Here is a 24,660-nt window from a genome sequence, read left to right as displayed (position 1 = left end):
CTCTCCTCACGCCGGCTTGCCGGTGACGAGGCCGATCTGGTTCAGGTCGATGCGCCTGAGCAGGTCCAGCACCTCCACCACCTTCGCGTACTGCACGGCGGCGTCGCCCCGCACGATCACTGGGAAATCCGGCGTGAGCGCCTTCTCCGTGCGCAGGCGCTCCTCCAGCTCCGGCAGCGTCACCGGATAGGCGTCGAGGAACACCTGGCCCGCGTTGTCGATGGTGATGGCCTTGGTCTTGGGCTTCTCCAGCGCGACCGACGAACTCGCCTTGGGCAGGTCCACCTTGATGCCCGGGATGCTGGCATTGCTGGTCAGGATGAAAATCACCAGCACCACCAGCAGCACGTCGACGAAGGGCGTGATGTTGATGCCGCCCGTGCGCTTCTTGGTGCCGAACTTGGCTGCGTATGCCATGGCCGCGCGCTCCCCTTAAGCCCGGTGCAGGGCAGCGGGGACGCGACGTCCCTCGCCCTGCTCTTCGGCCAGACGCGTGGCGAATTCGTCCACGAACACCGCCATGTCGGCGCCGATCGAATCCGAGCGCGAGGCGAGCCAGTTGTAGCCGAACAGCGCGGGAATCGCGACGCCCAGCCCGGCAGCGGTACACAGCAAGGCCGCGGCCATGCCCGGTGCCACCGAGTTGATATCCACCGCGCCGGCCATGGCCGCCACGACGAACACCAGCATGATCCCGATCACGGTGCCGAACAGGCCCACATACGGCGCGCCTTCGATGGTGGTCGACAGCCAGTTCATGCGCTTGGCCATGCGCTCGCTCTCGCGCACCATGACGCCATCCATGGCCGCGCGGATCGCGCTGATGGTCGCGTCGGAGACCGCGTTGAGGTCGTAGCCCATCTGATGGCGGCGGTGCAGTTCCTCGACCGCCATTTCATACAGGCGCCACAGCGACGAGTCCGCCTTGACCGCCTCGGGTACGCGGTTGCTCTTGGCCAGCTGGTCCAGCGGCGCGCCGGCCGCTTCGCGGAAATGCACCATGAATGCAGCGTTGGCGCGCGAGGTGGCGCCGTAGCTGCGGCCCTTGCTGATCATGATGGCCCACGACAGCGCCATCATGATGCCGAGCAGGCCCACCACGATCCAGGCGTCCAGCGGCATGGCGGCCAGGATGAAGCCGAAGTGGCTCTTGCCGGCCTGCTGCTCGTCCGCGCCGAACACGGCCAGGCGCGATTCAGCGCCTTGCGATACGGCGTCGGCGAGGATCAGCGCATCCGGGCGCGCGACCTTGGACAAGCGCACTTCATCGATGGCACCGGTGAACGGGCTCAGCGCGGTAGCAGCGGCCGGCGCGTTGGCCGCTGCCGCGGCGTCGGCGCCGAGCGTGGCCGGCGTGTTCAGCGCCGGCAAGGCGGTTGCCAGCGATGCGGCAGGACGTCCGCCGACATACAGCGACACGCTCTTGCCATCGGACTTGACTGCCAGGTGCGACCACTGCCCCGCCTGCACGGGCTGGCCGGGATTGCTGCGCTGGCCATTGACCTGCACGAAGGGCACGCCCTGGTCGATGCCGATGACGAGTTCGCCCGCGCCATCGCGGCGTGCATAGACGACTTGTTGCGGGCCGAGCTTCTCGGGGCGTACCCAGGCGGAGAAGCTGAACGGCGCGCCGGCGGCCAGCGCCAGCGACGGCGACGACGGCAGCACCAGCGGGGCGGCGCCGAGCTGCGCGCCCTTGCCGATGACCGTGCCATCGATGCTCACCACAGCGGTCTGGCTGTGGTTGCCGTAAGCCGTGGTGTCGCGTGCCGGCACGCTGCCTTCGGCAAAGTGGTAGACCAGCGTGTAGTCAGGGTCGAAGGTCCGCTGGCCATTGCCCGATGCCGGCGCCTTGGCGTTGCCGTAGTACATCCACAACTGCTGCGGGCCAGCGGCCGAGACCGACGGCACGTCGATCCAGATCAGCGCGATGCCCAACAGCGGATCGAACTGTTCGATCTGGTGGTTGAGCACGGTCTTGTCGTCGGCGGCAACAAAGCGCAGGTCGGCGCCGGTCTCGCTCACGCCTTCAAAGCTGAAGTTGCCGGTATGCAGGCGCAGCAGCACCGGGGTACGCCCGGCATCGCCGCCGATCGCGCCGGCCTTGGGGCCGGCGTCGATCGTGATCGGCTTGCGATAAGCCCAGTCGGGCTGCCACCAGGCATGGGCCAGGTCCGGCAGGAGTGTGCTCAGCAGCGTGAGCACGAGCAAAAGGATGCGTCGCATGACAGTTGTTCTCGGTTAGCTCATCGGGAGTCGATGTATCAGGTTGGAAGCGGTGCGCCGCGTGCGCTCAGTAGCTGGCGGTGACGCTGAAATTCACGCGCGGGTCGCCACGCTGCGTGCGTGGCCCGTCCTTGAGCGGATAGCCCAGGTCCAGGCGCCCCGTGACCTTCTGGCCGAGGCGGAACGTAGTGCCCACCCCCACCGAGGCGAGCGAGAAGTTGCTCTTCTGCTCGGGCAACGGATCGCGCAGGCGGACCTGGCCGGCATCGGCAAACAGGTAAGCGCGCCAGTTCTCGACCACGGAAGTGAAGAAGGCCAGCGGTGGCGTGCGCATTTCCACGGACCCGACCACGCCATAGTCTCCGGTGGTCTCGGCGGACAGGTAGCCGCGCACCGAGTTCATGCCGCCGGCCGCGATTTGCTCGTTCGAGACCAGCGGGGAATCCGTGATCTGGGCGGCCAGGCGCCAGCCCAGCTGCGCGTTGCCCGCGAAGGTGTAGGAGCCATTGGTATCGCCCTTGAGCACCATGAAGCTCGGCGACGCCTTGTAGCGCTTGTAGTCGAATTGCTGCGCGGTGCTGCCGTAGCCAAGGAAGCTGCGCGTGCCCGCGACCAGCGACAGGTTCAGGCCATAGGTGCCGCGCTCCGTCTGGCCGAAGCCCGAGTAGCCGAGCGTGATCGGCGCGTACTTGAGCGGCACCGTATCGCCGGCGCTGCCCAGGCGCGTCACCTCTTCGTTGTCCTTGAAGTCCACGCCCGCGCTGAACGCGTGCCACCATGCTCCGGTGTTCGGCACGGTGTAGGTGGCCTTCACGCCAACCGCATAGCCCTTGCCCAATACGTTGGTGCCGCCTACCGTCGCGACGTTGCTGTCCGATTTGTAGCCGGAAGCCTCAAGGCCCCAGTTGGTGCCTCGCAGCGGTGCCACATACGAGCCGGACCACACCTGGGTCTGGTTCAGGTCCTGCGGGGCGCCAAAGAAGCTGACCGAGGCGCTGTGCCCCAGTTGCCAGAGGTTGTCGTGGCCCAGCGAAGCCGTGGCCCGCAGTTGCTTGGTATCCGCGCTGTAGTCGTTGTTCAGGCCCACGCTCGCCCGCCACGGGCTGCTGTCCTCGACCTTGAGATCAACGTCCATGGTGCCAGGCAGCGCGCCCTGCTTGACCAGCGGCATCACCTGCCGGTTCGCGGTCCGGTTCAAGGCAGTGAGCTCCGTCTGCGCCTGGTTGAAGTCCGGCACCGCGCCCTCCGCCAGCGCGGGCACCTGCTCACGTACCTCTACCGGCGAGTTGTACTGCGCTCCCACCACACGCACGCGGCCCACCTTGGTCTCGCTCACCTGCAGGAAGACCACGCCGCCAACCGCCTGCTGCTCAGGCAGGTCCACGTACACCGACTGGTACCCCCTTGCCTGGTAGGCCGCCAGCAGCGCGTCGCGCGCGCCCTCGATATCCTTCATCGTGCGCTTCGGTCCAAGGTAAGGCGTGACCGCGCGCTCGATCGCGCGCGCATCCAGCACTGTGTTCCCGCGCACGATGTACTCGTTGATGTCGACGCGCCGTTCCGCATCGGCCTGCACACCAGGCGCTGCCGCCTCGGTGGCAGCGGGCGCCTGCGCCATCGCGGTTCCCTGCGTCCCTAGTCCTAGTACCGCCAGACATAGCGCCCTCCAGCGCGCGGACGCATCGTTCTTGTTCTTGTCATGCATGTGTTTGCTCAATCCCTTGCGAAACAATTGCCGTCGTTCCCTTGCGCCGGCGCCTCGACCAGAGGCAAGTCGTAAGCGATCGCATCCGATGAGGCCATGATGAGCGGTCATCATTTCAGCGCCGCGTACGATTGGTTAGACGAACGGCCCGCGCGCCGACTGTCGTTTGTCACGAAAGCTTCATGTGCAGGCGCGGGGCATGGCGACGCGCCTCAACGGCGGCGATATCGCAGAGCAATTGCATGCCGCGCCATTCGGAATGGAGCGCTACACTTCAGGCATATCGCCAATGGCGTGGTTGGCAATCAACGAAGACGGAGCACGAAATGCGCGGATGGCTGAACGTTGTAGTGATTGCCGCAGGCAGCCTTGGCGCGGCCTGCCCGCTACTCGCTGCAGAGGCACCTCCACCAGCGGGGGATGCCACGGCGAGCTGTGTCGAGGTCGAAGTCAATGGCATGCGGGCCCCGTCGTTCCCTTGCCTGACGCAAAAGCTAAGCCCCAAGCCCACCCCCGGCCAGCCCCCCTCGGAGCACAAGCTGGCGTCCGAAGCCATCCTGGCGCGTCCCTCCAATGCGCTGGGGCTGTTCAACTACTCGGCGACCAGCCATCGCATGGGCAATACCTTCGGCACATCGGTCACGCCGCAGCGGCCATCGCCGCCTTAGCCGCCTTAGCCGCAAGCCAGTCCATTCACCGCAATTTCTTTAAAGGAAAAGACGTGCCATTCATCATCGCCGGCCTCGCCTTGATCGGTGCCCTCATCTACGGCGCGGTCCGCCTGTACGCCACGGTGGCCGCAGCGCATGGCGCGATCGCCGGGACCGCCGCTGTCGTGTTCTGCGCGGCGCTGCTCGTGGCATTCGTCGCAAGCCTGGTCCGCCGCTACCGCGCGATCCACGGCGTCAAGATCAAGGGCGAGCGCATCCTGTCGCTGGAGGGCGCGTGGGGCACGATGCGCGTGGATCCGGAACGCAAGCGTGGCGCCCTGGATGTCGACGGACAGCAGGCGAAGTTCATTTTTGCGGATATAGCGAGTGCCACCGCGCTGGAGAACGACAGCGCATGGATGCTTGCATTGCGCCTAGAACACCATGCGCAAGGCAGTTGGCAGATCCCGATGGCCAGCCGGAAGGAAGCGTTGCGCTGGGCGAAGATATTCGACCTGGCTGCCGTGCAGAAACTTTGAAGACCTGGCGCTGCGCGGCTCTCCCGACCGGCACGAACGGCAACGCCATCGGAGCGAACGCGCCTGCCTCAGCGAGGCTCGTCTATTCGAGAAATACGTAGTCCGCGCGATACGGCACGCGGCTTTCCTGTCCTTCCTCGGTGCAGGCCAGAGCGGGCGCAATGCCGCCTTGCGTGTTCAGGCGCTGAACGTAATGCACTCCCGCTAGCAAGCCAGCCCCTCCGGAACTTGTCGCCTGCAACAGCAATAGCGCAATGCTGTCGGGCGTCCTGGCATTTGCGGCCTGCCGCAGGACTTTGCCGGTTACCTTGCTGCCGTCAGGCGCCTCCCAGGTCGGCCCGGCATAATGCCTGGCGATGAGCTTGCCGGAATCGTCGCGCAGATCCGCTTCGGGGGATTTGAACGCCCACGCCAATGCACTGCCCTGATCGCGCTTGCATACATAAATCTGCACGCCGGATGCATGCAGGGTCGCGATCGTACGATGGGCGTCGGCGGGCTGGAGCTCAGGCGGCGCGGCCTCCTGGACAACAGCGCAGGCAGCCAGCAGGCATGCGCCGGCGAGGGCGAGGGCGAGGCAACGCGCTTTGCGACTGGTGTGGAAATCTTGCGGCATACGCCCTCCTTGCCTGAGCCCGTTCGGCATAGTACCTCCGGCGCGATGGCAAGGAAACGGCGGAAGACAGAGCAAACGCAGCAAGCGCGGCAGGCCCGGTCGCCCGCGTTGCCGCTGGATGCGGTTGAAGTAGCGAACGGCAGACATGAGCTCAACCACAAGCGCTCAGCCACAAGCGCGCAGCAAAATGATCACTGGAATTCTGCAAGCCTGACAGCTACGCTAATAGGCGGACCGTTGCGGCAGATGAGCGCGCGAGGGTCATCGACTTTGATTGGAAGGAGTCATCCATGAAGATCGCTATCGCAATGGCAATGGCAATTGCAGTTCTCCTACCTGGTACCGTCCACGCCGCAGGCCCTGCAAATCCAGCGGATCGCTACGACTACAACATGCGTAGCACCAACAAGGACGGCTATGTACCGGACCCTCAGCGCACGACCAACAAAGACGGCTACGTGCCAGATACCGCGAAGGCCAACGACAAGTTTGACCCGTACACCCAGGGTGCCAACCAGAACACGGCCTCGGCGCTCACCGACTCAAAGGCTTCGGCCAAGAAGCCGGCTGGCAAGGCGTCCAGCCACAAGAAATCGCCCACTGCCGGCATGGACAAATAGCGCAGCCTGCTTAAGTCCGACGCGGTGATAAGGGTGAGGTGGCTGTATGGTGGCTGTAGGGTGGCTGTATGACTGCAACACAGCGGTGGCCAGCCCGCCATTCGCACTTCCGCGCAAACGCCGCGGCAAAGAAAAAGCCCCGCAGGAATCTGCGGGGCTTTTTCAACAATGGTGGGCCTCCCGTGAGTCGAACACGGCACCAACGGATTATGAGTCCGCTGCTCTAACCAGGCATGAGCTAGAGGCCCTGGAAAGTCAGACCGGCATGATACCGATCAACTGCCTTCAAGGAAACTCTTAAGCTTATCGGAGCGGCTCGGGTGACGCAGTTTGCGCAATGCCTTGGCTTCTATCTGGCGGATCCGCTCGCGGGTGACGTCGAACTGCTTGCCGACTTCTTCCAGCGTGTGGTCCGTGCTCATCTCGATGCCGAATCGCATGCGCAGCACCTTGGCTTCGCGCGGCGTGAGCGAGTCCAGTACGTCCTTGACGACGTCGCGCATGGAGCCGTGCAGCGCCGCTTCGGCAGGGGCCAGCGTGTTGGTGTCTTCAATGAAGTCGCCAAGATGGGAGTCGTCGTCGTCACCGATCGGCGTTTCCATGGAGATCGGTTCCTTCGCGATCTTCATGATCTTGCGGATCTTGTCTTCCGGCATCTCCATCTTCTCGGCCAGCGTTGCCGGATCCGGCTCGTTGCCGGTTTCCTGCAGGATCTGGCGCGAGATGCGGTTCATCTTGTTGATCGTTTCGATCATGTGCACCGGGATACGGATGGTGCGCGCCTGATCGGCGATCGAGCGGGTGATGGCCTGGCGGATCCACCACGTCGCGTAGGTCGAGAACTTGTAGCCGCGGCGGTATTCGAACTTGTCCACCGCCTTCATCAGGCCGATATTGCCTTCCTGGATCAGGTCGAGGAACTGCAGGCCGCGGTTGGTGTACTTCTTGGCGATCGAGATCACCAGGCGCAGGTTGGCCTCGGTCATCTCGCGCTTGGCTTCGCGGGCGCGCTTCTCGCCCTCGCTCATCTTGCGGTTGACTTCCTTGAGCTCCTTGAGCGGCAGCACCACGCGCATCTGCAGGTCGATCAGCTTTTGCTGCAGCTCGCGCACGGCCGGCACATTACGCTCGACGATGGTGCTGTACGACTTGCCGTCCTTGATAATCGTGTCGATCCACTCGAGGTTGGTCTCATTGCCCGGGAAACGGGCGACGAAATCCGCACGCGGCATGCCGCACTTGTCCACCACGATCTTCAGGATGGAGCGCTCGAGTTTGCGCACTTCGTCCACCTGGCCACGCAGCGTGTCGCACAGGCGTTCGACGTTGCGGGCGGTGAAGCGGATGCTCATCAGCTCGTTCAGGATGGCTTCCTGGGCCTTGACGTAGGACTTGGACTTGTAGCCTTCCTTCTCGAACGAGCGGCGCATCTTGTCGAACTGCTCGGCAATCACGCGGAATTTTTCCAGCGCGGCCTGCTTCAGTTCTTCGAGCTGGCGTGCCGAGGCAGCCAGGCCGCCGGCATCGTCATCCTCGTCTTCGTCGGATTCTTCGCCGTCGGACTCCAACTCGTCTTCTTCGGCGGCCGCCGCCACGGCCGGGGCCGGCGGGGCCACGGGCACGTCCGCGGCGTTCGGGTCGATCAGGCCGTCGACGAACTCGTCGATCTTGATTTCATCGCTGGCAACGCGCTCGGCCAAGGCCAGGATCTCGGAGATCGTGACCGGGCAGGCGGAGATCGCCATCACCATGTCTTTCAGGCCGGCCTCGATGCGCTTGGCGATTTCGATTTCGCCTTCGCGCGTCAGCAGCTCGACCGTGCCCATTTCGCGCATGTACATGCGCACGGGGTCGGTGGTGCGGCCGAATTCGGAATCAACAGTGGAAAGTGCAGCCTCCGCCTCTTCCTCGGCTTCTTCTTCGCTGGTGGCCGACGGTGCGTTGTCGTTGAGCAGCAGCGTTTCGGCGTCGGGCGCTTGTTCGTAGACGGCGATGCCGATGTCGTTGAGCGTGGCGACCAGCGTGTCGATCGTTTCCGAATCGACCATGTCGTCCGGCAGGTGATCGTTGATTTCCGCGTACGTCAGGTAGCCGCGCGACTTGCCAAGCTTGATCAGCGCCTTGAGCTTCTGGCGGCGTACCTCCAGTTCTTCCTCGGTACCCTGCTGCGTCGAGGCGAACTCCTTGAGCAGAGCCTTTTCCTTGGCTTTGCGGTCGCGAGCCTTTTGCTTTTCGCTCTTGGGCGCGGCGGTCGGCGTTGCCGCCGCAGGGATCTCGTCTTCGTAAAGCTCTTCAGTCACGTCGTCTGGTGTGCTGTCGTCGTGCTGCGCTCCGGCCTTGGGCTTGCGGCCACGCTTCTTCGGCTCCGGCTTGACTGCCGGAGCGGCGGGACGCTCGGATGCAACGGGGGCGGAAGTTGTGGCATTCGGCGTGGCCTCGGGCTCGGCGGCGCCTGGCTTGGCGTCTCCGGTCTTGGCGCTGGTCGCTGCCGCTTTCTTGCTCTCGACTTCGGTATTCTGCTGTTTCGCCACGGTAATACTCTTGCCTTTCACAGGTACAGATGCGGCGTGCTTGCCGCTTGTATTGGCGCTATCGCCGCTCTCGTGTGCCGAAGTCGAGGGCTTCAGGTTTTCGGATGGGCGGATCCCGGTGGAAGTGGACGCTGCGGGCGCCTTGGCGCTCCGAGCTGTCTTAGCTGGCACAGGCTGGGCTGGCGCCTTGACTGACGCGGCTGTCTTCGCCGCCGCCGTTGTTTTCACGGACGCCTTGCCGCTCCCCGATTGGGGAGTTTTAGTGGAAACCTTTTCGGTTGCTTTGGCCTTTGCCATTGGCACGCTCACTTTCACCAGAAGGGGAGAGAAAGATCTCGCTATCCAAACCGGCTATTGTAGCACTAGCAATTAGCCGGCTTCCCAACAGGTGAGGTTTTCACCTGAAAAATCAAGGCTTAAGCGTAGCCAGGCCGCGCCAAACCTTCACTTATTTATCACCACCCACCTTGCCCGACCTACCGGACGGTCAACCCAATTCAGCCAAATTCAGCCCGATTCAACCTAACTGCCGCCGGCGATTGATCTCGCTGACCAGCCATCGCATGCGGCTCTTGCCTTCCTCATCCGCGGTGCCCATGATCACCGACTGCTGGAGCATGTCGAGCTCACGGCGCAATGGCCCCGCCAGCAGCTTGGCGATGGCGGTATCGAACTCCTGCTCGGCAGGTTCCTCATCGATCTCTTCGCGCAGTACCGCGGCGCGCACATTGGCGTAGACCTCGGCGTACGGCGACTGCGCGAGATGCTCGCTAAAGGCCGCGAAGTTCACCTCGCCCTGCAACTCGTCGCACGCGGACACCAGGTGCGCCAGCACTTCGGCGTCGGCCTGCTCGTCTTCCAGCAGCAGTGCCCGGCTATCGGCGTCGAGCCGGGTCGACAGCTGCGGGTAGCGCATCAGCAACTGCAGCACCCGCTGCTCCAGCCCGGTGGGGGCCTGGCGCTTGGTGCGCGGCCGCGGCTGGGCAAAGCGTCCGACCCGCGCCGGGTCGCTCGCCAGCCCGCAGACGGCTTCGATTTCGGCCGGCGTGGTGCCGGTGGCATCGGCAAGCTCGCGCACGATCTGCAACCGCAGGCCGCCTGCGGGCATGGACTGCAGCAGCGGCTTGGCCTCGTACTGGGCGCGGGCGCGCCCCTCGGCCTGGCGCAGCTCCTGCCCCTCCGACACCACCTGCAGCAGGAAGCGCGACAGCGGCATGGCGTCGCGCACCTGCGCGGCAAACGCGTCGGTGCCCTGCTCGCGCACATAGCTGTCCGGGTCGTGCTCGGCGGGCAGGAACAGGAAGCGGATGGTCTTGTTGTCCGCCACGTACGGCAGGCAAGCCTCCAGGGCCCGGCGCGCCGCGCGGCGCCCGGCGGCGTCACCGTCGAACGAGAACACCACGGCATCGGTCTGGCGCAACAGCTTTTGCACATGCACCGCCGTGCAGGCCGTGCCCAGCGTGGCCACGGCGTTGGCAAAGCCCAGCTGAGCCAGGGCCACCACGTCCATATAGCCTTCGACCACCAAAACATAGCCGGTTTCCCGGATCGCATGGCGGGCCTCGAACAGGCCATATAGCTCGGTGCCTTTGCTGAACAGGGGCGTTTCCGGTGAATTCAGGTACTTGGGCTCGCCCTGCCCCATCACCCGCCCGCCAAAGCCGATCACCTGGCCCTTGGTGCTGCGGATGGGAAACATGATGCGGTCCCGGAAGCGGTCGTAGCGCCGCGGCTTGCCATCGGCGTCGCGCTTCTCGGCGCTTTCGATCATCAGGCCGGATTCCACCAGCGGCCCGGCGATCGCATCGTCGCGATAATTGCCGAACACCGACTCCAGCCCCTGCCAGTCGTCCGGAGCATAGCCCAGGCCAAACTGCGCCGCGATCTCGCCGGTCAGGCCGCGGCTCTTGAGGTACTGGATCGCCTGCGGCGCGCTGCGCAATTGCTTGCGGTAGAACTCGGTCGCGCGGGTCATGGCATCGGACAGCGCCAGCGAGCGCGCCTGCACTTCGGCGCGCTGGGCCGGCGGCAGCCGGTCGCGCTCCTCGGGCACGGACAGGCCGACCGACTGCGCCAGCTCGCGCACGGCATCGGGGTAGGATTGCCCCGAGTATTCCATCAGGAAGCCGATGGCCGAGCCATGCGCCGCGCAACCAAAGCAGTGATAGAACTGCTTGGTCGGCGAGACCGTGAACGACGGCGACTTCTCGTTGTGAAAGGGGCAGAGCCCCATGAAGTTGGCGCCGCCCTTCTTCAACTGCACGTACTTGCCCACCACATCGACTATGTCGACACGGTTGAGCAGGTCCTGAATGAAGGATTGCGGAATCACCCGGCTTGTCGTCCTATGGCCGAACTGCCCGTGGAACCGGGCAGCGGCGATATCTGGTTCATGAAGTGCGTGACCGGCACGGCGCTTTCCGGCCTCTTAACACTACATTGTAGTGCAGACGCAACGGATTGCAGCCAGCGCCGGCGAGGGGTGGCGGACAAGAAGTGCCTTTAAATATACCCATCGGCCTTCAGCCGCCAGCTGCCAACTCGCGCCCTGACCCGCTCAACGCCCCGCCAGCGCGGCCTTGACCAGACCTGAGACGGCGGTCATGTCGGCACGGCCGGCCAGTTTGGCCTTGAGCACGGCCATGACCTTGCCCATGTCCTGCGGGCCGGCGGCGCCGGTTTCCGTGACCGCGGCCTGCACTTCGGTGGCCACCTCCGCATCCGACAGGGCCGCCGGCATGTAGACCTTGAGCACTTCGATTTCCGCGCTCTCCTTGTCGGCCAGGTCGGTGCGGCCGGCCTGGGTGAACTGGGAGATGGAGTCCTTGCGCTGCTTGATCAGCTTTTCGATCACGGCCTGCACGGCGGTGTCGTCGAGCTCGATGCGCTCGTCCACTTCCCGTTGCTTGATGGCGGCCAGCAGCAGGCGGATGGTGCCGAGGCGCTCGGTCTCGCGGGCACGCATGGCGGCCTTCATGTCTTCGGTTACACGGGCTTTGAGGGACATCGCATTATTCCAGGAAAGTGTGGGCGGGATGGTGCCGGCCAGGGGCAGCGCCGGCCGTCGGGCCGCCAATGCAAAAACCCGCCGGAGCCTTGCCCACAGCGGGTTTTGATGCGGAACGCGAAGGGTACGCTCAGTACATCTTCTTCGGCAGCATCAGGCTGCGGATGCGCTTGTAGTGGCGCTTCTCGGCGGCGGCCTTCTTGCGCTTGCGCTCAGCCGTCGGCTTTTCGTAAAACTCGCGAGCCCGCAATTCAGTCAGCAAGCCGTTTTTCTCGATGGTGCGCTTGAAACGACGCATGGCAACTTCAAACGGCTCGTTTTCTTTAAGGTGGATCGTGGTCATTTTGCTGAAATAAGTAGCAGCTGTTAGCGGTTTTACGAAAGCTACAAGTGTAGCACAACCGCTGTCAAGCCCGTATGGCGGTTTTTTTGCCGCTATGCTGCTTACGACGCTCCGGCCGTCCCCGCCACCATGGCCCTCGCGCTCTCCGCCACGGCCTGCCCGGCGGCGACACCGGATGCCCACGCCCATTGGAAGTTGTACCCGCCCAACCACCCGGTGACGTCGACCACCTCGCCGATGAAGTACAGGTTGGGCACGGTGCGCGCCATCATGGTCGCCGACGACAGCGCGCGCGTATCCACGCCGCCGAGGGTGACCTCGGCCTTGCGGTAGCCCTCGGTGCCTGCCGGCACCAGTTGCCAGCTGTTGAGCGCCGCGCCGAGCCGGCGCAGTGCCTTGTCCGGCATATCATGCAGCGGCTGCGCACCGTTCAGGCCCGCTGCCGCGCACCAGGCGTCGGCCAGACGGGCTGGCAGGCGCTCGGCGAGCAGGTTGGCCAGGTGCTTGCGGCTGCCACCCTTTTGCTCAAGCAGCCATTCACTGGCATCGTTGCCGTCGAACAGGTCAATGGTGATCGGCGTGCCAGGGCGCCAGAAGCTGGAAATCTGCAGCACGGCCGGGCCGGACAGGCCGCGATGGGTCCACAGCAAGTCCTCGCGAAAGGCGCCGGCCGTCTTGCCGTTACCCGTTGCAATATCCACCTCCATCGACACGCCGGCCAACGGCACGAACGGCGCCCAGCCCTGCCCGTCGAACGTCAGCGGCACCAGCGCCGGGCGCGTCTCGACAACGCCCAGCCCAAACTGGCGGGCAATGCGGTAGCCGATGTCGGTGGCGCCAATCTTCGGGATGGACAGGCCGCCCGTGGCCACCACCAGCGCGCCGGCACGCACCGGCCCGCTGGCCGTCATCAGCAGGAAATCGTCGCCCTCGCGCCTGACCTCGTCCACGCCGCAGCCGGTGCGCCAGTGCACGTTGCCCGCGCCGCATTCGGCACGCAGCATCTCGATCACCTGCTCGGCGCTGTCGTTGCAGAAGAGCTGGCCGCGGTGCTTCTCATGCCAGTCGATCTCATGCTTGCGCATCAGCGCGAGGAAATCCTGCGGCGTGTAGCGGGCGAGCGCGGAACGACAGAAGTGCGGATTAGCCGACAGGAAATTGGCCGGGCCCGCCTGCAGGTTGGTGAAATTGCAGCGCCCGCCACCGGAGATGCGGATTTTCTCCGCCACCTTGGTGGCGTGGTCGATCAGCACCACGCTGGCGCCACCCTGCCCCGCCACGGCGGCGCACATCATGCCGGCGGCCCCGGCGCCAAGCACCGCCACGTCGAAGCGCCCTGCGCGCGCACCGGCCCGGCCGGTCTCTGCGGTCTGCTTGCTGCCCATGTCTGTCTTGCCCAATGAATGCCTGATTAGTGCCTGCGGAAGAAGCGGCGATTGTAGCGAAAAGCATGGCCAGCGCCGCTGTGCTACCCTGCTGGCCTCATGCCAGGCTGCCGGCCCGATGGTCGTCAGCCCGCTCCAACCCTTTGATTTGCCGGCCTCGCTTGATGCCGGCCTTGCCTGCCCCATGCTTGTCCTCGGCATCGAATCCTCCTGCGACGAAACCGGCCTCGCGCTCTACGACACGCAAGCCGGCCTGCTCGCCCACGCCCTGCATTCGCAGATCGCCATGCACCGCGACTACGGCGGCGTCGTGCCTGAGCTCGCCTCGCGCGACCATATCCGCCGCGTGCTGCCGCTGTTGCAGCAGGTGCTCGACGAAGCCGGCCGCACTCGCGCCGACATCAATGCGATTGCCTTCACCCAAGGCCCCGGACTGGCCGGCGCGTTGCTGGTGGGTGCGTCGGTGGCCAACGCCCTGGGCTTCGCACTGAACGTGCCGATGCTGGGCGTGCACCATCTCGAAGGCCACCTGCTGTCGCCGCTGCTGACCCCCGATCCGCCGCCTTTCCCGTTCGTTGCCTTGCTGGTTTCGGGCGGGCACACGCAGCTGATGGAAGTGCGTGGCATCGGCGATTACACCTTGCTGGGCGAGACCCTGGACGATGCCGCCGGCGAAGCGTTCGACAAGACCGCCAAGCTGCTCGGCCTGAGCTACCCGGGCGGCCCCGAAGTCTCGCGGCTGGCCGAGTTCGGCGTGCCTGGCACGTACGCCCTGCCGCGTCCGATGCTGCATTCTGGCACCCTCGATTTCTCCTTCGCCGGCCTGAAAACCGCCGTGCTCACGCAAACCCGCAAGCTGGGCAATGTGTGCGAGCAGGACCGGGCCAACCTGGCGCGCTCCTTTGTCGATGCCATCGTCGACGTGCTGGCCGCCAAGTCGATGGCCGCGCTCAAGCAGACCGGGCACCGGCGCCTGGTGGTGGCTGGCGGCGTGGGCGCCAACCGGCAGCTGCGCGAGCGGCTGAACCAGCTTGGCGCGCAGAAGAAGATCGAGGTCTACTATCCGGACCTGGCCTTCTGCACGGACAACGGCGCCATGATCGCCTTCGCCGGCGCCATGCGGCTGCAAGCCGCGCCGGAGCTGGCCACGCGCAACTACGGCTACGGCGTGACGCCGCGCTGGGAGCTGTCGGATATCCGGCTGCCGGAGCGCCCCGCCGCCTGAAGCGAACGCCTCGATGCAGTAAAAAAGCCACCTCACGGTGGCTTTTTTACTGAGGCATGGCGGGATTACTGCGCGCGCTTGTCGCGCTCGATCACGGCATAGGCGCTGTGATTGTGGATGGACTCGAAGTTCTCGGCCTCCAGCACATAGGCCACGATGCGATAGTCCGCATTCAGGCGCATGGCGATATCGCGCACCAGGTCCTCGACGAACTTGGGGTTCTCGTAAGCGCGCTCGGTGACAAACTTCTCATCCGGGCGCTTGAGCAGGCCCCACAGCTCGCACGAGGCTTCTTCCTCGGCCATGCGCACCAGCGCCTCGACCGGCAGGTCGGCCGCCAGCTCGACGTTCATGGTGATGTGCGAGCGCTGGTTGTGCGCGCCGTACTGCGAGATCTTCTTCGAGCACGGGCACAGGCTGGTGACCGGAACCAGAGCTTTCAGGAAGACTTTGGTCGCGCCGTTGCGCACTTCGCCGATCAGCGTGACTTCATAGTCCATCAACGATTGCACGCCGGATACCGGCGCGATCTTGTTGATGAAGTACGGGAAGGTGACTTCGATGCGGCCAGCCTCGGCTTCCAGCTTGACCAGCATCTTGTCGAGCAACGTGCGGAAGCTCGCCAGTTCCAGCGGCTCGCGCTCTTCTTCCAGCAAGGCCACGAAACGCGACATGTGCGTGCCCTTCTGGTCGGCAGGCAGGTGCACGTCGAGATTGAAGGTGCCAACGGTAGCCAGTGCGCCGGCCGGCGTCTTCAGCGTCAGGGGGTAACGCACGCCCTTCACGCCAACCCGCTGGATGGGGATCTGGCGGGTATCGAGGCTCGACTGCACGTCGGGCATCACAAAGGCGGGATTGATGTCATTCATATCGATCAGGTTTCCTCTACGGTCGCGGCATTTTTCGCAGTCAACCTTGCCGCGCAACGAGTGTGAAACCGCGGGGATGGCAAAGCCGATGGCTTCCCGCAGCTGCGAACACAGAACCTCGGATTCTAAGGGAATTTGCCTTTGACTGCCCACGCGCGGGGCGATACCCGTACGGGGGGCACGGGTGATGGCATCAGGAAGCCATCAGGAAACCGGCGCGCCCGCAAGCCGCGGGCGCGCCGTTGGCTCAGGCCGCGCGGGTGGCGACAGCAGGCTGGGCCAGGTTGAAGCGCTCGCGCACCGATTGCTCGATGCCCTTGGCGTCCAGCCCGCATTGCGACAGCAGGAAGGCCGGGTCGCCATGATCGACGAAGCGGTCGGGCAGGCCGAGCTGCAGCACCGGCATGGCGATGCCGGCGGCGGCCAGCGCTTCGAGCACCGCGCTGCCGGCGCCGCCCATCACGCAACCTTCTTCGACGGTGACGAGGTAGTCATGCTCGCTCGCGAGCTTCTTCACAAGCGCTTCGTCGAGCGGCTTGACGAAGCGCATGTTGGCCACCGAGGCGTCGAGCGCCTCGGCCGCGCCCAGCGCCGGATGCAGCATCGAGCCGAACGCCAGGAAGGCCACGCGCTGGCCGGCGCGCGCGCCGCCCGTGCGGCGCATCTCGCCCTTGCCCACCGGCAGCGCGGTGAGCGCGGCCTCGGTCGCCACGCCCGTGCCGGCGCCGCGCGGGTAACGCACGGCGGTCGGGCAATCCTGCTGGTACGCGGTGGTCAGCAGCTGGCGGCATTCGTTCTCGTCGGCCGGCGTCATCACCATCATGTTGGGGATGCAACGCAGGAACGCGATGTCGTAGGCGCCCGCATGGGTCGCGCCGTCGGCGCCGACCAGGCCGGCGCGGTCGAGTGCGAACACCACCGGCAGATTCTGCAGCGCCACGTCATGGATCAGCTGGTCATAGCCGCGCTGCAGGAACGTGGAGTAGATCGCCAGCACGGGCTTGAGGCCTTCGCAGGCCAGCCCGCCGGCGAACGTCACGGCATGCTGCTCCGCGATGCCCACGTCGTAGTAGCGGCTGGGGAAGCGCTTCTCGAACTCGACCATGCCGGAGCCTTCGCGCATGGCGGGCGTCACCGCCACCAGCTTGGGGTCGGCGGCGGCCATGTCGCATAGCCATTCGCCGAACACCTGCGTATAGGTCTTGCGGGCGGGCTTGGTCGACGGGCGGATGCCTTCGGCCGGGTTGAACTTGCCAGGGCCGTGATACAGGATGGGGTCGGCCTCGGCCAGCTTGTAGCCCTGGCCCTTCTTGGTGACCACGTGCAGGAACTGCGGGCCGCCGCCTTCGAGGGCGCGCTGGCGGATGTTCTGCAGCGTCGGCACCAGCGATTCGAGATCATGGCCGTCGATCGGGCCGATGTAGTTGAAGCCGAATTCTTCGAACAGCGTCGCCGGCACCATCATGCCCTTGGCATGTTCCTCGAAGCGCTTGGCGAACTCGAGCACCGGCGGGGCGACCGACAGCACGCGTTCAATGCCCTTCTTGGTGGCCGCGTAGAACTTGCCGCTCATCAGCCGCGCGAGGTGGCTGTTGAGCGCGCCCACCGGCGGCGAGATCGACATGTCGTTGTCGTTGAGCACCACCAGCAGCGGCAGGTCCTTGTAGACACCGGCGTTGTTCATGGCCTCGAAGGCCATGCCGGCGGTCATCGCGCCGTCGCCGATCACGGCGATGGAAACGCGCTTCTCGCCCAGCGTGCGGGCGCCCAGCGCCATGCCCAGCGCAGCCGAGATGGAGGTGGACGAATGCGCGGTGCCGAAGGTGTCGTACTCGCTTTCCGAGCGGCGCGGGAAGCCCGAGATGCCGCCCCACTGGCGCAGCGAATGCATGCGGTCGCGGCGACCGGTCAGGATCTTGTGCGGATAGCTTTGGTGCCCCACGTCCCAGACAACGCGGTCATCCGGTGTATTGAACACATAGTGCAGGGCAATGGTCAGCTCGACCGTGCCCAGGTTGGACGACAGGTGGCCGCCGGTCTGCGATACCGATTCGAGCACGTAGGCGCGGAGTTCGTCGGCCAGCGTCTTGAGCTGGCGGCGGTCCAGCCTGCGAAGGGCTGCGGGGTCGTCAATAGTTTTGAGCAGTGCGTAGGTCATGATGTCCGTTCGGCGGCCGGATTCTTGTGCCCGGTTGTCAGTTTTTCCTGCGTATCCAATCAATTCGAGCGCAGCACGATGAGATCGGCCAGTTCGCCCAGGCGTCGGGCGCGCGCGCCGAACACCACCAACGCTTCGTGCGCCGTGACCCGAAGCTGCTCCGCCAGCTGGCGTGCAGGCTCGAGCCCCATCAGCGACACGTAGGTCGGCTTGTCGTTTGCCGCGTCCTTGCCGGCGGTCTTGCCCAGCGTGGCGGTATCCGCGATCACGTCGAGGATATCGTCCACCACCTGGAACGCCAGGCCCACGGCTGCGGCGTAGCGGTCGAGCGCGGCCAGGCCGGCTTCATCCACGGCACCGCAGTAAGCGCCCATGCGCACGCTGGCGCGCAGCAACGCACCGGTCTTCATGCGGTGCATGCCTTCCAGTTCTTCCAGCGACATGGCCAGGCCGACATGCTGCAGGTCGATCGCCTGCCCGCCTGCCATGCCCACCGAGCCGGAGGCCCGGGCCAGTTCCGCTACCAGGCGCAGGCGCGCGGCGGCGTCGAGCGAGGCCAGCGAGGCCGATTCGGCCAGCACCACGAAAGCCTGGGTCTGCAGCGCGTCGCCCACAAGCAGCGCCGTCGCTTCATCATAGGCCCTGTGCACGGTGGGACGGCCACGACGCAAATCGTCATCGTCCATGCAGGGCATATCGTCATGCACCAGCGAATACGCGTGGATCATCTCCACCGCGCTGGCTGCCGCGTCACAGGCCTCGGGGGCAGCACCCGCTACTTCACCGGCCGCGTGCACCAGCAAGGGGCGAACCCGCTTGCCACCGCCGAGCACAGCATACCGCATGGCTTCGTGCAGCGTGCAAGGCACTGTCTCCACAGCCGGCAGCCCGGCGTCGAGCGCGGCCTCGGTCCTGGCGCCCGTGGCGCGCATCCACCCGGCGAAATCGCCGGCTTCGGTAGTTTGTTGCGACTCGCTCATTCCAGGTCTCCGGCGTCGGTGGCCATGGGCTTGAGCACATCGCCGTCCAGCACTTTAACCTGTTGTTCCACGCGTTCGAGCATCTGCTGGCAGTACCTGACCAGTTCGGCCCCGCGCTTGTACGCGGCCAAAGAATCTTCCAGCGGCAAGGCGCCGCCCTCCATGCTGGCTACCAGCGCCTCCAGTTCGGCCATGGCGGCCTCGTAGGAGGCGGGTGGCGCGGAGGCGGACCGCTGGTCGGTCGCGGCCGGATCGGTCTGGGCCGGGGAGCTCGTAGTCTTTGGCATTGCGGACATTGAATCTGGGGAAGCTGGGATTTTACGCCAAAGCGGGGCATTGCCCGCATCCCATGCAACAGGGGGCATCGACAGCGTTGCCGGAAAGTGACTTGTGCGCTCGGGTCGTCTTTCCGAATGCGCCCCGAACGACACCTCCATGACGACCCGGGTCGACTTTTTCGCTAAAAAGGCTAAATAATCAGTCCCTTAACTTTTTCGCTCGGGTACAATCCGCGGTTCGTCAGCGCGATCTCCATCTTTCGGTCCGGAAGCGGGCCAGGGCGCGGCTGACTGTCTTTCCCATATCGATTTCTTTTTCGATGGTTGGGTTGTTCACTGCTTTCGCCTGTCATAGGGAGTGGGGATAATGTCCAATCTCAGCACCGCGCTGAAACTGGTGCCGGCTGATACGCAGTTGCCCGTAGACGTCTACATCGACGAGGCACTGCATCAACAAGAACTGGAACTGCTGTTCAAGAAGGGCCCGGGCTATGTCGGCCACGAGCTGATGATCCCCGAAACGGGCGATTTTCAGGCGCTGGCCGCCGAGGACGAGGGCCGCATCCTGGTACGGAATGCCGACGGGATCGAGCTCATGTCCAATGTCTGCCGCCATCGGCAGGCCATCATGCTCAATGGCCGCGGCAATGCGAAGAACATTGTCTGCCCCTTGCACCGCTGGACCTACGACCTGAAGGGCGAACTGCTCGGCGCGCCGCATTTCGCCGAGCGTCCGTGCGTCCACCTGAACCGCTCGCCGCTCCAGAACTGGAACGGCCTGCTGTTTGAGGGGCAGCGCGACGTTCGCGCCGACCTGGCCCGCCTGGGCGTGGCCGAAGACCTGAACTTCGAAGGCTACCTGCTCGACCACGTCGAGATCCACGAGTGCAACTACAACTGGAAGACCTTTATCGAGGTCTATCTGGAGGACTACCACGTCGTGCCGTTCCACCCGGGCCTCGGGAGCTTTGTCTCCTGCGACGACCTGAGCTGGGAATTCGGCGACTGGCACAGCGTCCAGACGGTCGGGTTGCACGCGGGCCTGAAGCGCCCGGGCAGCCCTACGTACCAGAAGTGGCATGAGGCCGTGCTGCGCTTCAACAACGGCGTGCTGCCCAAGTACGGCGCGATCTGGCTCACCTACTACCCCAACATCATGGTGGAGTGGTATCCGAACGTGCTGGTGGTCTCCACCCTGCACCCGCTTGGGCCGAACAAGACGCGCAACGTCGTGGAGTTCTACTACCCCGAGGAAATCGCGCTGTTCGAGCGCGAGTTCGTCGAGGCCGAGCGCGCCGCCTACATGGAAACCTGCGTCGAGGACGACGAGATCGGCGAGCGCATGGACGCCGGGCGCCGGGCGCTGGCCAAACGCGGCGTCAGCGAGACCGGCCCGTACCAGTCGCCCATGGAAGACGGTATGCAGCACTTTCATGAATGGTATCGCCGCGCCATGTCCTTCACGGACTGACCCGCCAGCCAAGGCCCAGCGGGCCGCGGCATCGGCGCCACAGTGAAGAATCAAGCAAAACGGACCGCCCAGGCGGTCCGTTTTGCCTTTGGTGCGGTGCACACTCGCTGATACAATCGCCGCTTCCGGTGTGCGCCCGGCGCCTCGCCGCCTGCCTTGCCGGCCATCCGCCCCGTGCGGAGCCTTTCGCGATCCAGTTCCCCGCCCCCGCCCGGAGCCGCTTCGCGCGCTGTCCATTCTTCCTTTCGCCCCACCATGCAATCGCTCTGGATGCTGTTCGCCGCCTTCGCCTTCTCGTTAATGGGGGTGGGCGTCAAGCTGGCATCCGAGATCTATGCTACGGGCGAGATCGTGTTCTACCGCAGCCTGATCGGCGTGATCATCATGTGGACGGTGCTGGCTTCGTCGGGCACCTCGGTGCGTACGCCGCACATGGCCATGCATATCAAGCGCAGCCTGTTCGGCGTGACCGCCCTGCTGCTGTGGTTCACCTCGATCACCATGCTGCCGCTGGCCACGGCGATGACCCTGAATTACATGTCGCCGGTCTGGATCGCGCTGATCCTGGGCGCCGGCGCAGCCTTGACCGGCACCGGCGGCGCGGACCGCAAGCTGATCGGCGCCATCCTGATGTCGTTCGGCGGCGTCATCTGCCTGTTGCAGCCGTCCGTCGGCCATAACCAGCTCACCGGCGGCCTGATCGGCCTGATCTCCGGCATGTTCACCGCGCTGGCCTACGTCGAGGTGCGCCAGCTCGGCCAGCTGGGCGAGCCCGAAGGCCGCATCGTGTTCTATTTCTCGGCAGTCGGGATGGTGGTAGGCCTGGCCTGGATGCTGTACACCGGCCCGAGCACCCACACCTGGCGCGGCGCGGGCCTGCTGCTGGCGATCGGCATACTGGCCACGCTCGGCCAGACCGCGATGACGCGCGCCTACAAGCGCGGCAACACGCTGCTCACCGCCAACCTGCAATATGCCGGCATCGTGTTCTCCAGCCTCTGGGGCATGATTGTCTGGCGCGACCAGCTCAATTGGCTGTCCTGGGTCGGCATGGCACTGATCATCGCCAGCGGCATCGCCACCACGCTGACCCGGGCGCGCGAAGGCTCCAACCGGCAGCCAACCGCCGATACCCCGGTCAAGTCGGCCGAGGCGGAAGTGCACCCCGAGGTGTAGCATCTGGGGGTGCCGGACCGTGCTCACTCCGCCCCCCCACCGCGCCTGCCCGTGCCGTTGCGGCGCAACGATCCCAACCCAAGGTTACGCCATGTTCACCACCCTGATCTCCAGCCAGGACCTGCGCGCGCTGCGCGAAGACGGCAGCCGCCACAGCGTCGTGATCGATTGCAGTTTCGACCTGGCCAACCCGGCCACCGGACGCGAGGCCTATCACATGGGCCACCTGCCCGGCGCCTTCTACCTGCACCTGGACAACGAACTGTCCGGCGAGAAAACCGGCACCAACGGCCGGCACCCGCTGCCGGACCCGGATACGCTGACCGCGCGCCTGCGCGTGCTGGGCGTGAACGAAGACACCCAGGTCATTGCCTACGACGCACAGGGCGGCATGTACGCGGCGCGCGCCTGGTGGCTGCTGCGCTGGCTGGGCCACGGCGCGGTGGCCGTGCTGGATGGCGGCAAGAATGCGTGGGTGGCGGCGGGCCTGCCGCTCGAGGCAGGCAACGCGCCGGAGCCCGAAACCCCGGGCAACCTGACGCGCAAGGCGGCGCTGGTGGCCACGGTGGACGCCGGCGCCGTGCTGGCGAACCTGGCAAATCCGGCCCGGCTGGTGGTGGACGCCCGTGCGGCAGACCGCTTCCGTGGCGAGAATGAAACGCTGGACCCCGTAGGTGGACATATCCCGGGCGCGGCCAACCGCTTCTTCAAGGACAACCTGGGGGAGAACGGCAGCTTCAAGCCGGCTAGCGCATTGCGCCAGGAATTCGCGCAGGTGCTGGGCAGCAAGCCGGCCAGCGAGGCGATCATGCAGTGCGGATCGGGCGTGACCGCCTGCCATAACCTGCTGGCACTGGAAGTGGCCGGCATGCCGGGCGCGGCGCTCTATCCGGGCTCGTGGAGCGAGTGGTGCGCCGACCCGGCGCGGCCAGTGGCAAGCGGGGCCTGATGGCGAGCGGCGCAAGCCGCCCGGGCCAGCTTATCTGACAGCAGCCGCCACGCCATGCGCATGGCCATGCGCTTCGTGCACGCCATTGGTGATGAAGAAGATAGCGCAGATCCCGGTGGCGACCAGCACGACCTGGATGATCGACTCGCGCCAGCGCGGCTTGCGCTGCATCTGCGGCATCAGGTCGCTCACGGCGATATAGACGAAGCTGCTTGAAGCAATCACCAGCACGTAGGGAATCCAGCCGCTCATCTGGTCGAGCAGGTAGTACCCCACCACACCGCCTGCGATGGCCGCCAGGCTGGACAGCAGGTTAAAGGCAAAGGCGCGCGCCTTCGAGAACCCGGCGTTGAGCAGCACGATGAAATCGCCCACCTCCTGCGGGATCTCGTGCGCGGCGATGGCCAGCGCGGTGACCAGGCCAATATGCGGATCCGCCAGGAAGGCCGCGGCGATCACGATGCCGTCGGCGAAATTGTGGAAGGTATCGCCCACCAGGATGGTCATGCCGCTACGGCCAGCTTCCTCGCGGTCATGGCCGTGGTGATGGTGGTGCCCATCGCCCTCGTGATGATGCGAGTGGCGCAGCAGCGCGACTTTCTCCAGCAGGAAAAAGCCGAGCAGGCCGGCCAGCAGGGTACCGAACAAGGCTCGCGGATCGGCGCCGGATTCGAACGCCTCGGGCAGGGAATGCAGCAGCGCCGTGGCCAGCAGCACCCCCACCGAGAAGCTCACCATGCGCTCGACCACGCGGGAGGCCACAGTCAGCGACAACAGCGCCGCGCCAAAGATACTGCCCACCCCCGAGATGGTGGCGGCAAGCAGGATGTAGACAAGCGTGGAATCGATGATGGGCTCCCGGGATCGGCTTTTCCGTTCTTAGGGAGCAGCATCGATCTCAAACGCAACACGGTTGCAAGAAACGAAGCCCGCATTGTACGTAGGTTGCAGCCGGTTTTGCAAATCCCGTAGCACAGGCCGATCTTGGCTGCGGGCGCGGCAGCGCCGCCCCCTGCTGCAAATGCGTGCCTGGGCGTGCCCGCGCCTCAAACCCCGTGCTGCTTGAACCAGGCCAGGCAACGCTGCCAGCCGTCCTTGGCATCCGCTTCCCGGTAGCTCGGGCGGTAGTCCGCGTTGAAGGCATGGCCGGATTCCGGGTAGACCACGAACGAGGAAGCCTTGGCAAAGGGGTCGCTCGATGCCGCCAGCGCCGCCTTCATCTTCTCGACCTGTTCCTGCGTGATGCCGGTGTCCTTGCCGCCGTAGAGGCCCAGCACCGGCACCTTGAGCTGGCCGGCCAGGTCGATCGGGTTGCGCGGCTTGATCGGGGTCGGCTCGCCCACCAGCTGGCCATACCAGGCCACGCCTGCCTTCACCTGCTGGCTGTGCGCGGCGTACAGCCAGGTAATGCGCCCGCCCCAGCAGAAGCCGGTAATGGCCAGGCGGCTGGTGTTGCCGCCGTTGGCCTTGGCCCAGGCTACCGCAGCATCGAGATCGCCCATCACTTGTTCGTCGGGGACCTTTGAGATCAGCTTCGCCTGCAGTTCCTGGATGGTGCCGAAGCTGCTCGGGTCGCCCTGGCGCGCGAACAGCTCCGGCGCGATGGCGAGGTAGCCCAGCTTGGCAAAGCGCCGGCAGATGTCGGCGATGTGCTCATGCACGCCGAAGATCTCGCTCACCACCAGCACCACCGGCAGGCTGGTCTTGCCTTCCGGCTGGGCGCGGTACGCGGGCATGTTGAAGCCGCCCGAGGAAATCGTCACCTCGCCGGCGGTGAGGCCGGCGAAATCGGTCTTGATGGCCTGTGCCATCACGGGCAAGGCTGCTGCGGCAAAGGCCGAACCCAGCGCCGTCTTGACGAACGCGCGGCGGTCAAAGGACTGGCTGGGTACGAGGCTGTCGACTTCTGGCTTCAGCATGCGGTCTCCTGTC

22 protein-coding genes and 1 tRNA gene are annotated in these 24,660 nt (G+C 65.4%); 7 read left to right on the top strand and 16 right to left on the bottom strand.

All coding sequences use genetic code 11. The annotated features are described in order from the left end of the window. Positions 1-6: 6 nt before the first annotated feature. The 3 genes from AB4061_RS13580 to AB4061_RS13570 form a co-directional block, all read right to left on the bottom strand. Positions 7-417, bottom strand: coding sequence for an ExbD/TolR family protein (locus AB4061_RS13580; RefSeq protein ID WP_006158977.1), 411 nt, complete (start codon positions 415-417; stop codon positions 7-9). A gap of 15 nt (positions 418-432) precedes the next feature. Further along, positions 433-2,226, bottom strand: coding sequence for a DUF2341 domain-containing protein (locus AB4061_RS13575; protein ID WP_441634499.1), 1,794 nt, complete (start codon positions 2,224-2,226; stop codon positions 433-435). 67 nt (positions 2,227-2,293) lie between these two features. After that, entirely contained in the window at positions 2,294-3,931 is a 1,638-nt protein-coding gene (locus tag AB4061_RS13570; protein ID WP_441634497.1) for a ShlB/FhaC/HecB family hemolysin secretion/activation protein, read from the bottom strand. 326 nt (positions 3,932-4,257) lie between these two features. Here AB4061_RS13570 and AB4061_RS13565 point away from each other — a divergent pair, with 326 nt between their 5' ends. Together AB4061_RS13565 and AB4061_RS13560 are read left to right on the top strand one after the other, a co-directional pair. Continuing rightward, a complete protein-coding gene (locus tag AB4061_RS13565; RefSeq protein WP_441634495.1) occupies positions 4,258-4,599 on the top strand; it encodes a hypothetical protein in 342 nt (113 codons plus the stop codon). A 53-nt stretch (positions 4,600-4,652) separates the two neighbouring features. Next, positions 4,653-5,120: a hypothetical protein gene (locus tag AB4061_RS13560; protein WP_441634493.1), complete on the top strand. Its 468-nt coding sequence runs from the start codon at positions 4,653-4,655 to the stop codon at positions 5,118-5,120. Positions 5,121-5,202: 82 nt separating this feature from the next. Here the strand turns inward: AB4061_RS13560 and AB4061_RS13555 are convergent, their stop codons facing one another. After that, positions 5,203-5,736, bottom strand: coding sequence for a DUF3455 domain-containing protein (locus AB4061_RS13555; RefSeq protein ID WP_441634492.1), 534 nt, complete (start codon positions 5,734-5,736; stop codon positions 5,203-5,205). A 290-nt stretch (positions 5,737-6,026) separates the two neighbouring features. On the opposite strand from AB4061_RS13555, the gene AB4061_RS13550 reads away from it, so the two are divergent. Next, positions 6,027-6,356 carry a hypothetical protein gene (locus tag AB4061_RS13550; RefSeq protein WP_441634490.1) on the top strand — a complete coding sequence of 110 codons (330 nt, stop codon included), beginning with the start codon at positions 6,027-6,029 and terminating at the stop codon, positions 6,354-6,356. 169 nt (positions 6,357-6,525) lie between these two features. Here AB4061_RS13550 and AB4061_RS13545 read toward each other — a convergent pair. From AB4061_RS13545 to AB4061_RS13520, 6 genes are all read right to left on the bottom strand, one after another. Next, positions 6,526-6,604 (bottom strand) — tRNA-Ile (locus AB4061_RS13545). 27 nt (positions 6,605-6,631) lie between these two features. After that, entirely contained in the window at positions 6,632-8,908 is a 2,277-nt protein-coding gene (gene rpoD, locus AB4061_RS13540) for an RNA polymerase sigma factor RpoD (protein ID WP_441634488.1), read from the bottom strand. Positions 8,909-9,404: 496 nt separating this feature from the next. Next, entirely contained in the window at positions 9,405-11,219 is a 1,815-nt protein-coding gene (gene dnaG, locus AB4061_RS13535) for a DNA primase (protein WP_441634486.1), read from the bottom strand. A gap of 225 nt (positions 11,220-11,444) precedes the next feature. Further along, positions 11,445-11,894 carry a GatB/YqeY domain-containing protein gene (locus AB4061_RS13530; protein ID WP_441634484.1) on the bottom strand — a complete coding sequence of 150 codons (450 nt, stop codon included), beginning with the start codon at positions 11,892-11,894 and terminating at the stop codon, positions 11,445-11,447. Between the two features lie 130 nt (positions 11,895-12,024). Next, a complete protein-coding gene (gene rpsU / locus AB4061_RS13525) occupies positions 12,025-12,237 on the bottom strand; it encodes a 30S ribosomal protein S21 (RefSeq protein ID WP_043348281.1) in 213 nt (70 codons plus the stop codon). A 101-nt stretch (positions 12,238-12,338) separates the two neighbouring features. Next, complete coding sequence (locus AB4061_RS13520; RefSeq protein ID WP_441634481.1) at positions 12,339-13,622, bottom strand: NAD(P)/FAD-dependent oxidoreductase; 1,284 nt, start codon at positions 13,620-13,622, stop codon at positions 12,339-12,341. A 184-nt stretch (positions 13,623-13,806) separates the two neighbouring features. Between AB4061_RS13520 and tsaD the strand changes: the two genes are divergently transcribed. Further along, positions 13,807-14,847, top strand: a complete 1,041-nt coding sequence (gene tsaD / locus AB4061_RS13515) for a tRNA (adenosine(37)-N6)-threonylcarbamoyltransferase complex transferase subunit TsaD (protein ID WP_441634479.1) — start codon at positions 13,807-13,809, stop codon at positions 14,845-14,847. A 65-nt stretch (positions 14,848-14,912) separates the two neighbouring features. Here tsaD and folE2 read toward each other — a convergent pair whose 3' ends face one another. The 4 genes from folE2 to AB4061_RS13495 all read right to left on the bottom strand — a co-directional run bounded on the left by folE2 (position 14,913) and on the right by AB4061_RS13495 (position 19,141). After that, complete coding sequence (gene folE2 / locus AB4061_RS13510) at positions 14,913-15,716, bottom strand: GTP cyclohydrolase FolE2 (protein WP_441634477.1); 804 nt, start codon at positions 15,714-15,716, stop codon at positions 14,913-14,915. 247 nt (positions 15,717-15,963) lie between these two features. Then, a complete protein-coding gene (gene dxs / locus AB4061_RS13505) occupies positions 15,964-17,874 on the bottom strand; it encodes a 1-deoxy-D-xylulose-5-phosphate synthase (protein WP_441634475.1) in 1,911 nt (636 codons plus the stop codon). A 59-nt stretch (positions 17,875-17,933) separates the two neighbouring features. Further along, positions 17,934-18,854, bottom strand: a complete 921-nt coding sequence (locus tag AB4061_RS13500) for a polyprenyl synthetase family protein (RefSeq protein ID WP_441634473.1) — start codon at positions 18,852-18,854, stop codon at positions 17,934-17,936. Continuing rightward, a complete protein-coding gene (locus tag AB4061_RS13495) occupies positions 18,851-19,141 on the bottom strand; it encodes an exodeoxyribonuclease VII small subunit (RefSeq protein ID WP_441634471.1) in 291 nt (96 codons plus the stop codon). The genes AB4061_RS13500 and AB4061_RS13495 overlap by 4 nt, the downstream gene beginning before the upstream one ends. Positions 19,142-19,499: 358 nt before the next feature. Here AB4061_RS13495 and AB4061_RS13490 point away from each other — a divergent pair, with 358 nt between their 5' ends. The 3 genes from AB4061_RS13490 to AB4061_RS13480 all read left to right on the top strand — a co-directional run bounded on the left by AB4061_RS13490 (position 19,500) and on the right by AB4061_RS13480 (position 22,728). After that, positions 19,500-20,603 carry an aromatic ring-hydroxylating oxygenase subunit alpha gene (locus AB4061_RS13490; RefSeq protein WP_441634469.1) on the top strand — a complete coding sequence of 368 codons (1,104 nt, stop codon included), beginning with the start codon at positions 19,500-19,502 and terminating at the stop codon, positions 20,601-20,603. Between the two features lie 255 nt (positions 20,604-20,858). After that, positions 20,859-21,779 carry a DMT family transporter gene (locus AB4061_RS13485; protein WP_441634467.1) on the top strand — a complete coding sequence of 307 codons (921 nt, stop codon included), beginning with the start codon at positions 20,859-20,861 and terminating at the stop codon, positions 21,777-21,779. A gap of 91 nt (positions 21,780-21,870) precedes the next feature. After that, a complete protein-coding gene (locus AB4061_RS13480; protein ID WP_441634465.1) occupies positions 21,871-22,728 on the top strand; it encodes a sulfurtransferase in 858 nt (285 codons plus the stop codon). A gap of 30 nt (positions 22,729-22,758) precedes the next feature. On the opposite strand, the gene AB4061_RS13475 is transcribed toward AB4061_RS13480, so the two are convergent. Both AB4061_RS13475 and AB4061_RS13470 read right to left on the bottom strand, forming a co-directional pair. Continuing rightward, positions 22,759-23,538 carry a ZIP family metal transporter gene (locus tag AB4061_RS13475; RefSeq protein WP_441634525.1) on the bottom strand — a complete coding sequence of 260 codons (780 nt, stop codon included), beginning with the start codon at positions 23,536-23,538 and terminating at the stop codon, positions 22,759-22,761. Between the two features lie 236 nt (positions 23,539-23,774). Further along, a complete protein-coding gene (locus tag AB4061_RS13470; protein WP_441634463.1) occupies positions 23,775-24,647 on the bottom strand; it encodes a dienelactone hydrolase family protein in 873 nt (290 codons plus the stop codon). Between the last annotated feature and the right edge of the window lie 13 nt (positions 24,648-24,660).

This window comes from Cupriavidus sp. YAF13 (assembly GCF_052113425.1).
In the GTDB taxonomy this organism is placed as follows: Bacteria; Pseudomonadota; Gammaproteobacteria; order Burkholderiales; family Burkholderiaceae; genus Cupriavidus.
The sequence above is the reverse complement of the archived record's forward strand: the minus strand, read 5'-3'. Positions and strand labels throughout refer to the sequence as shown.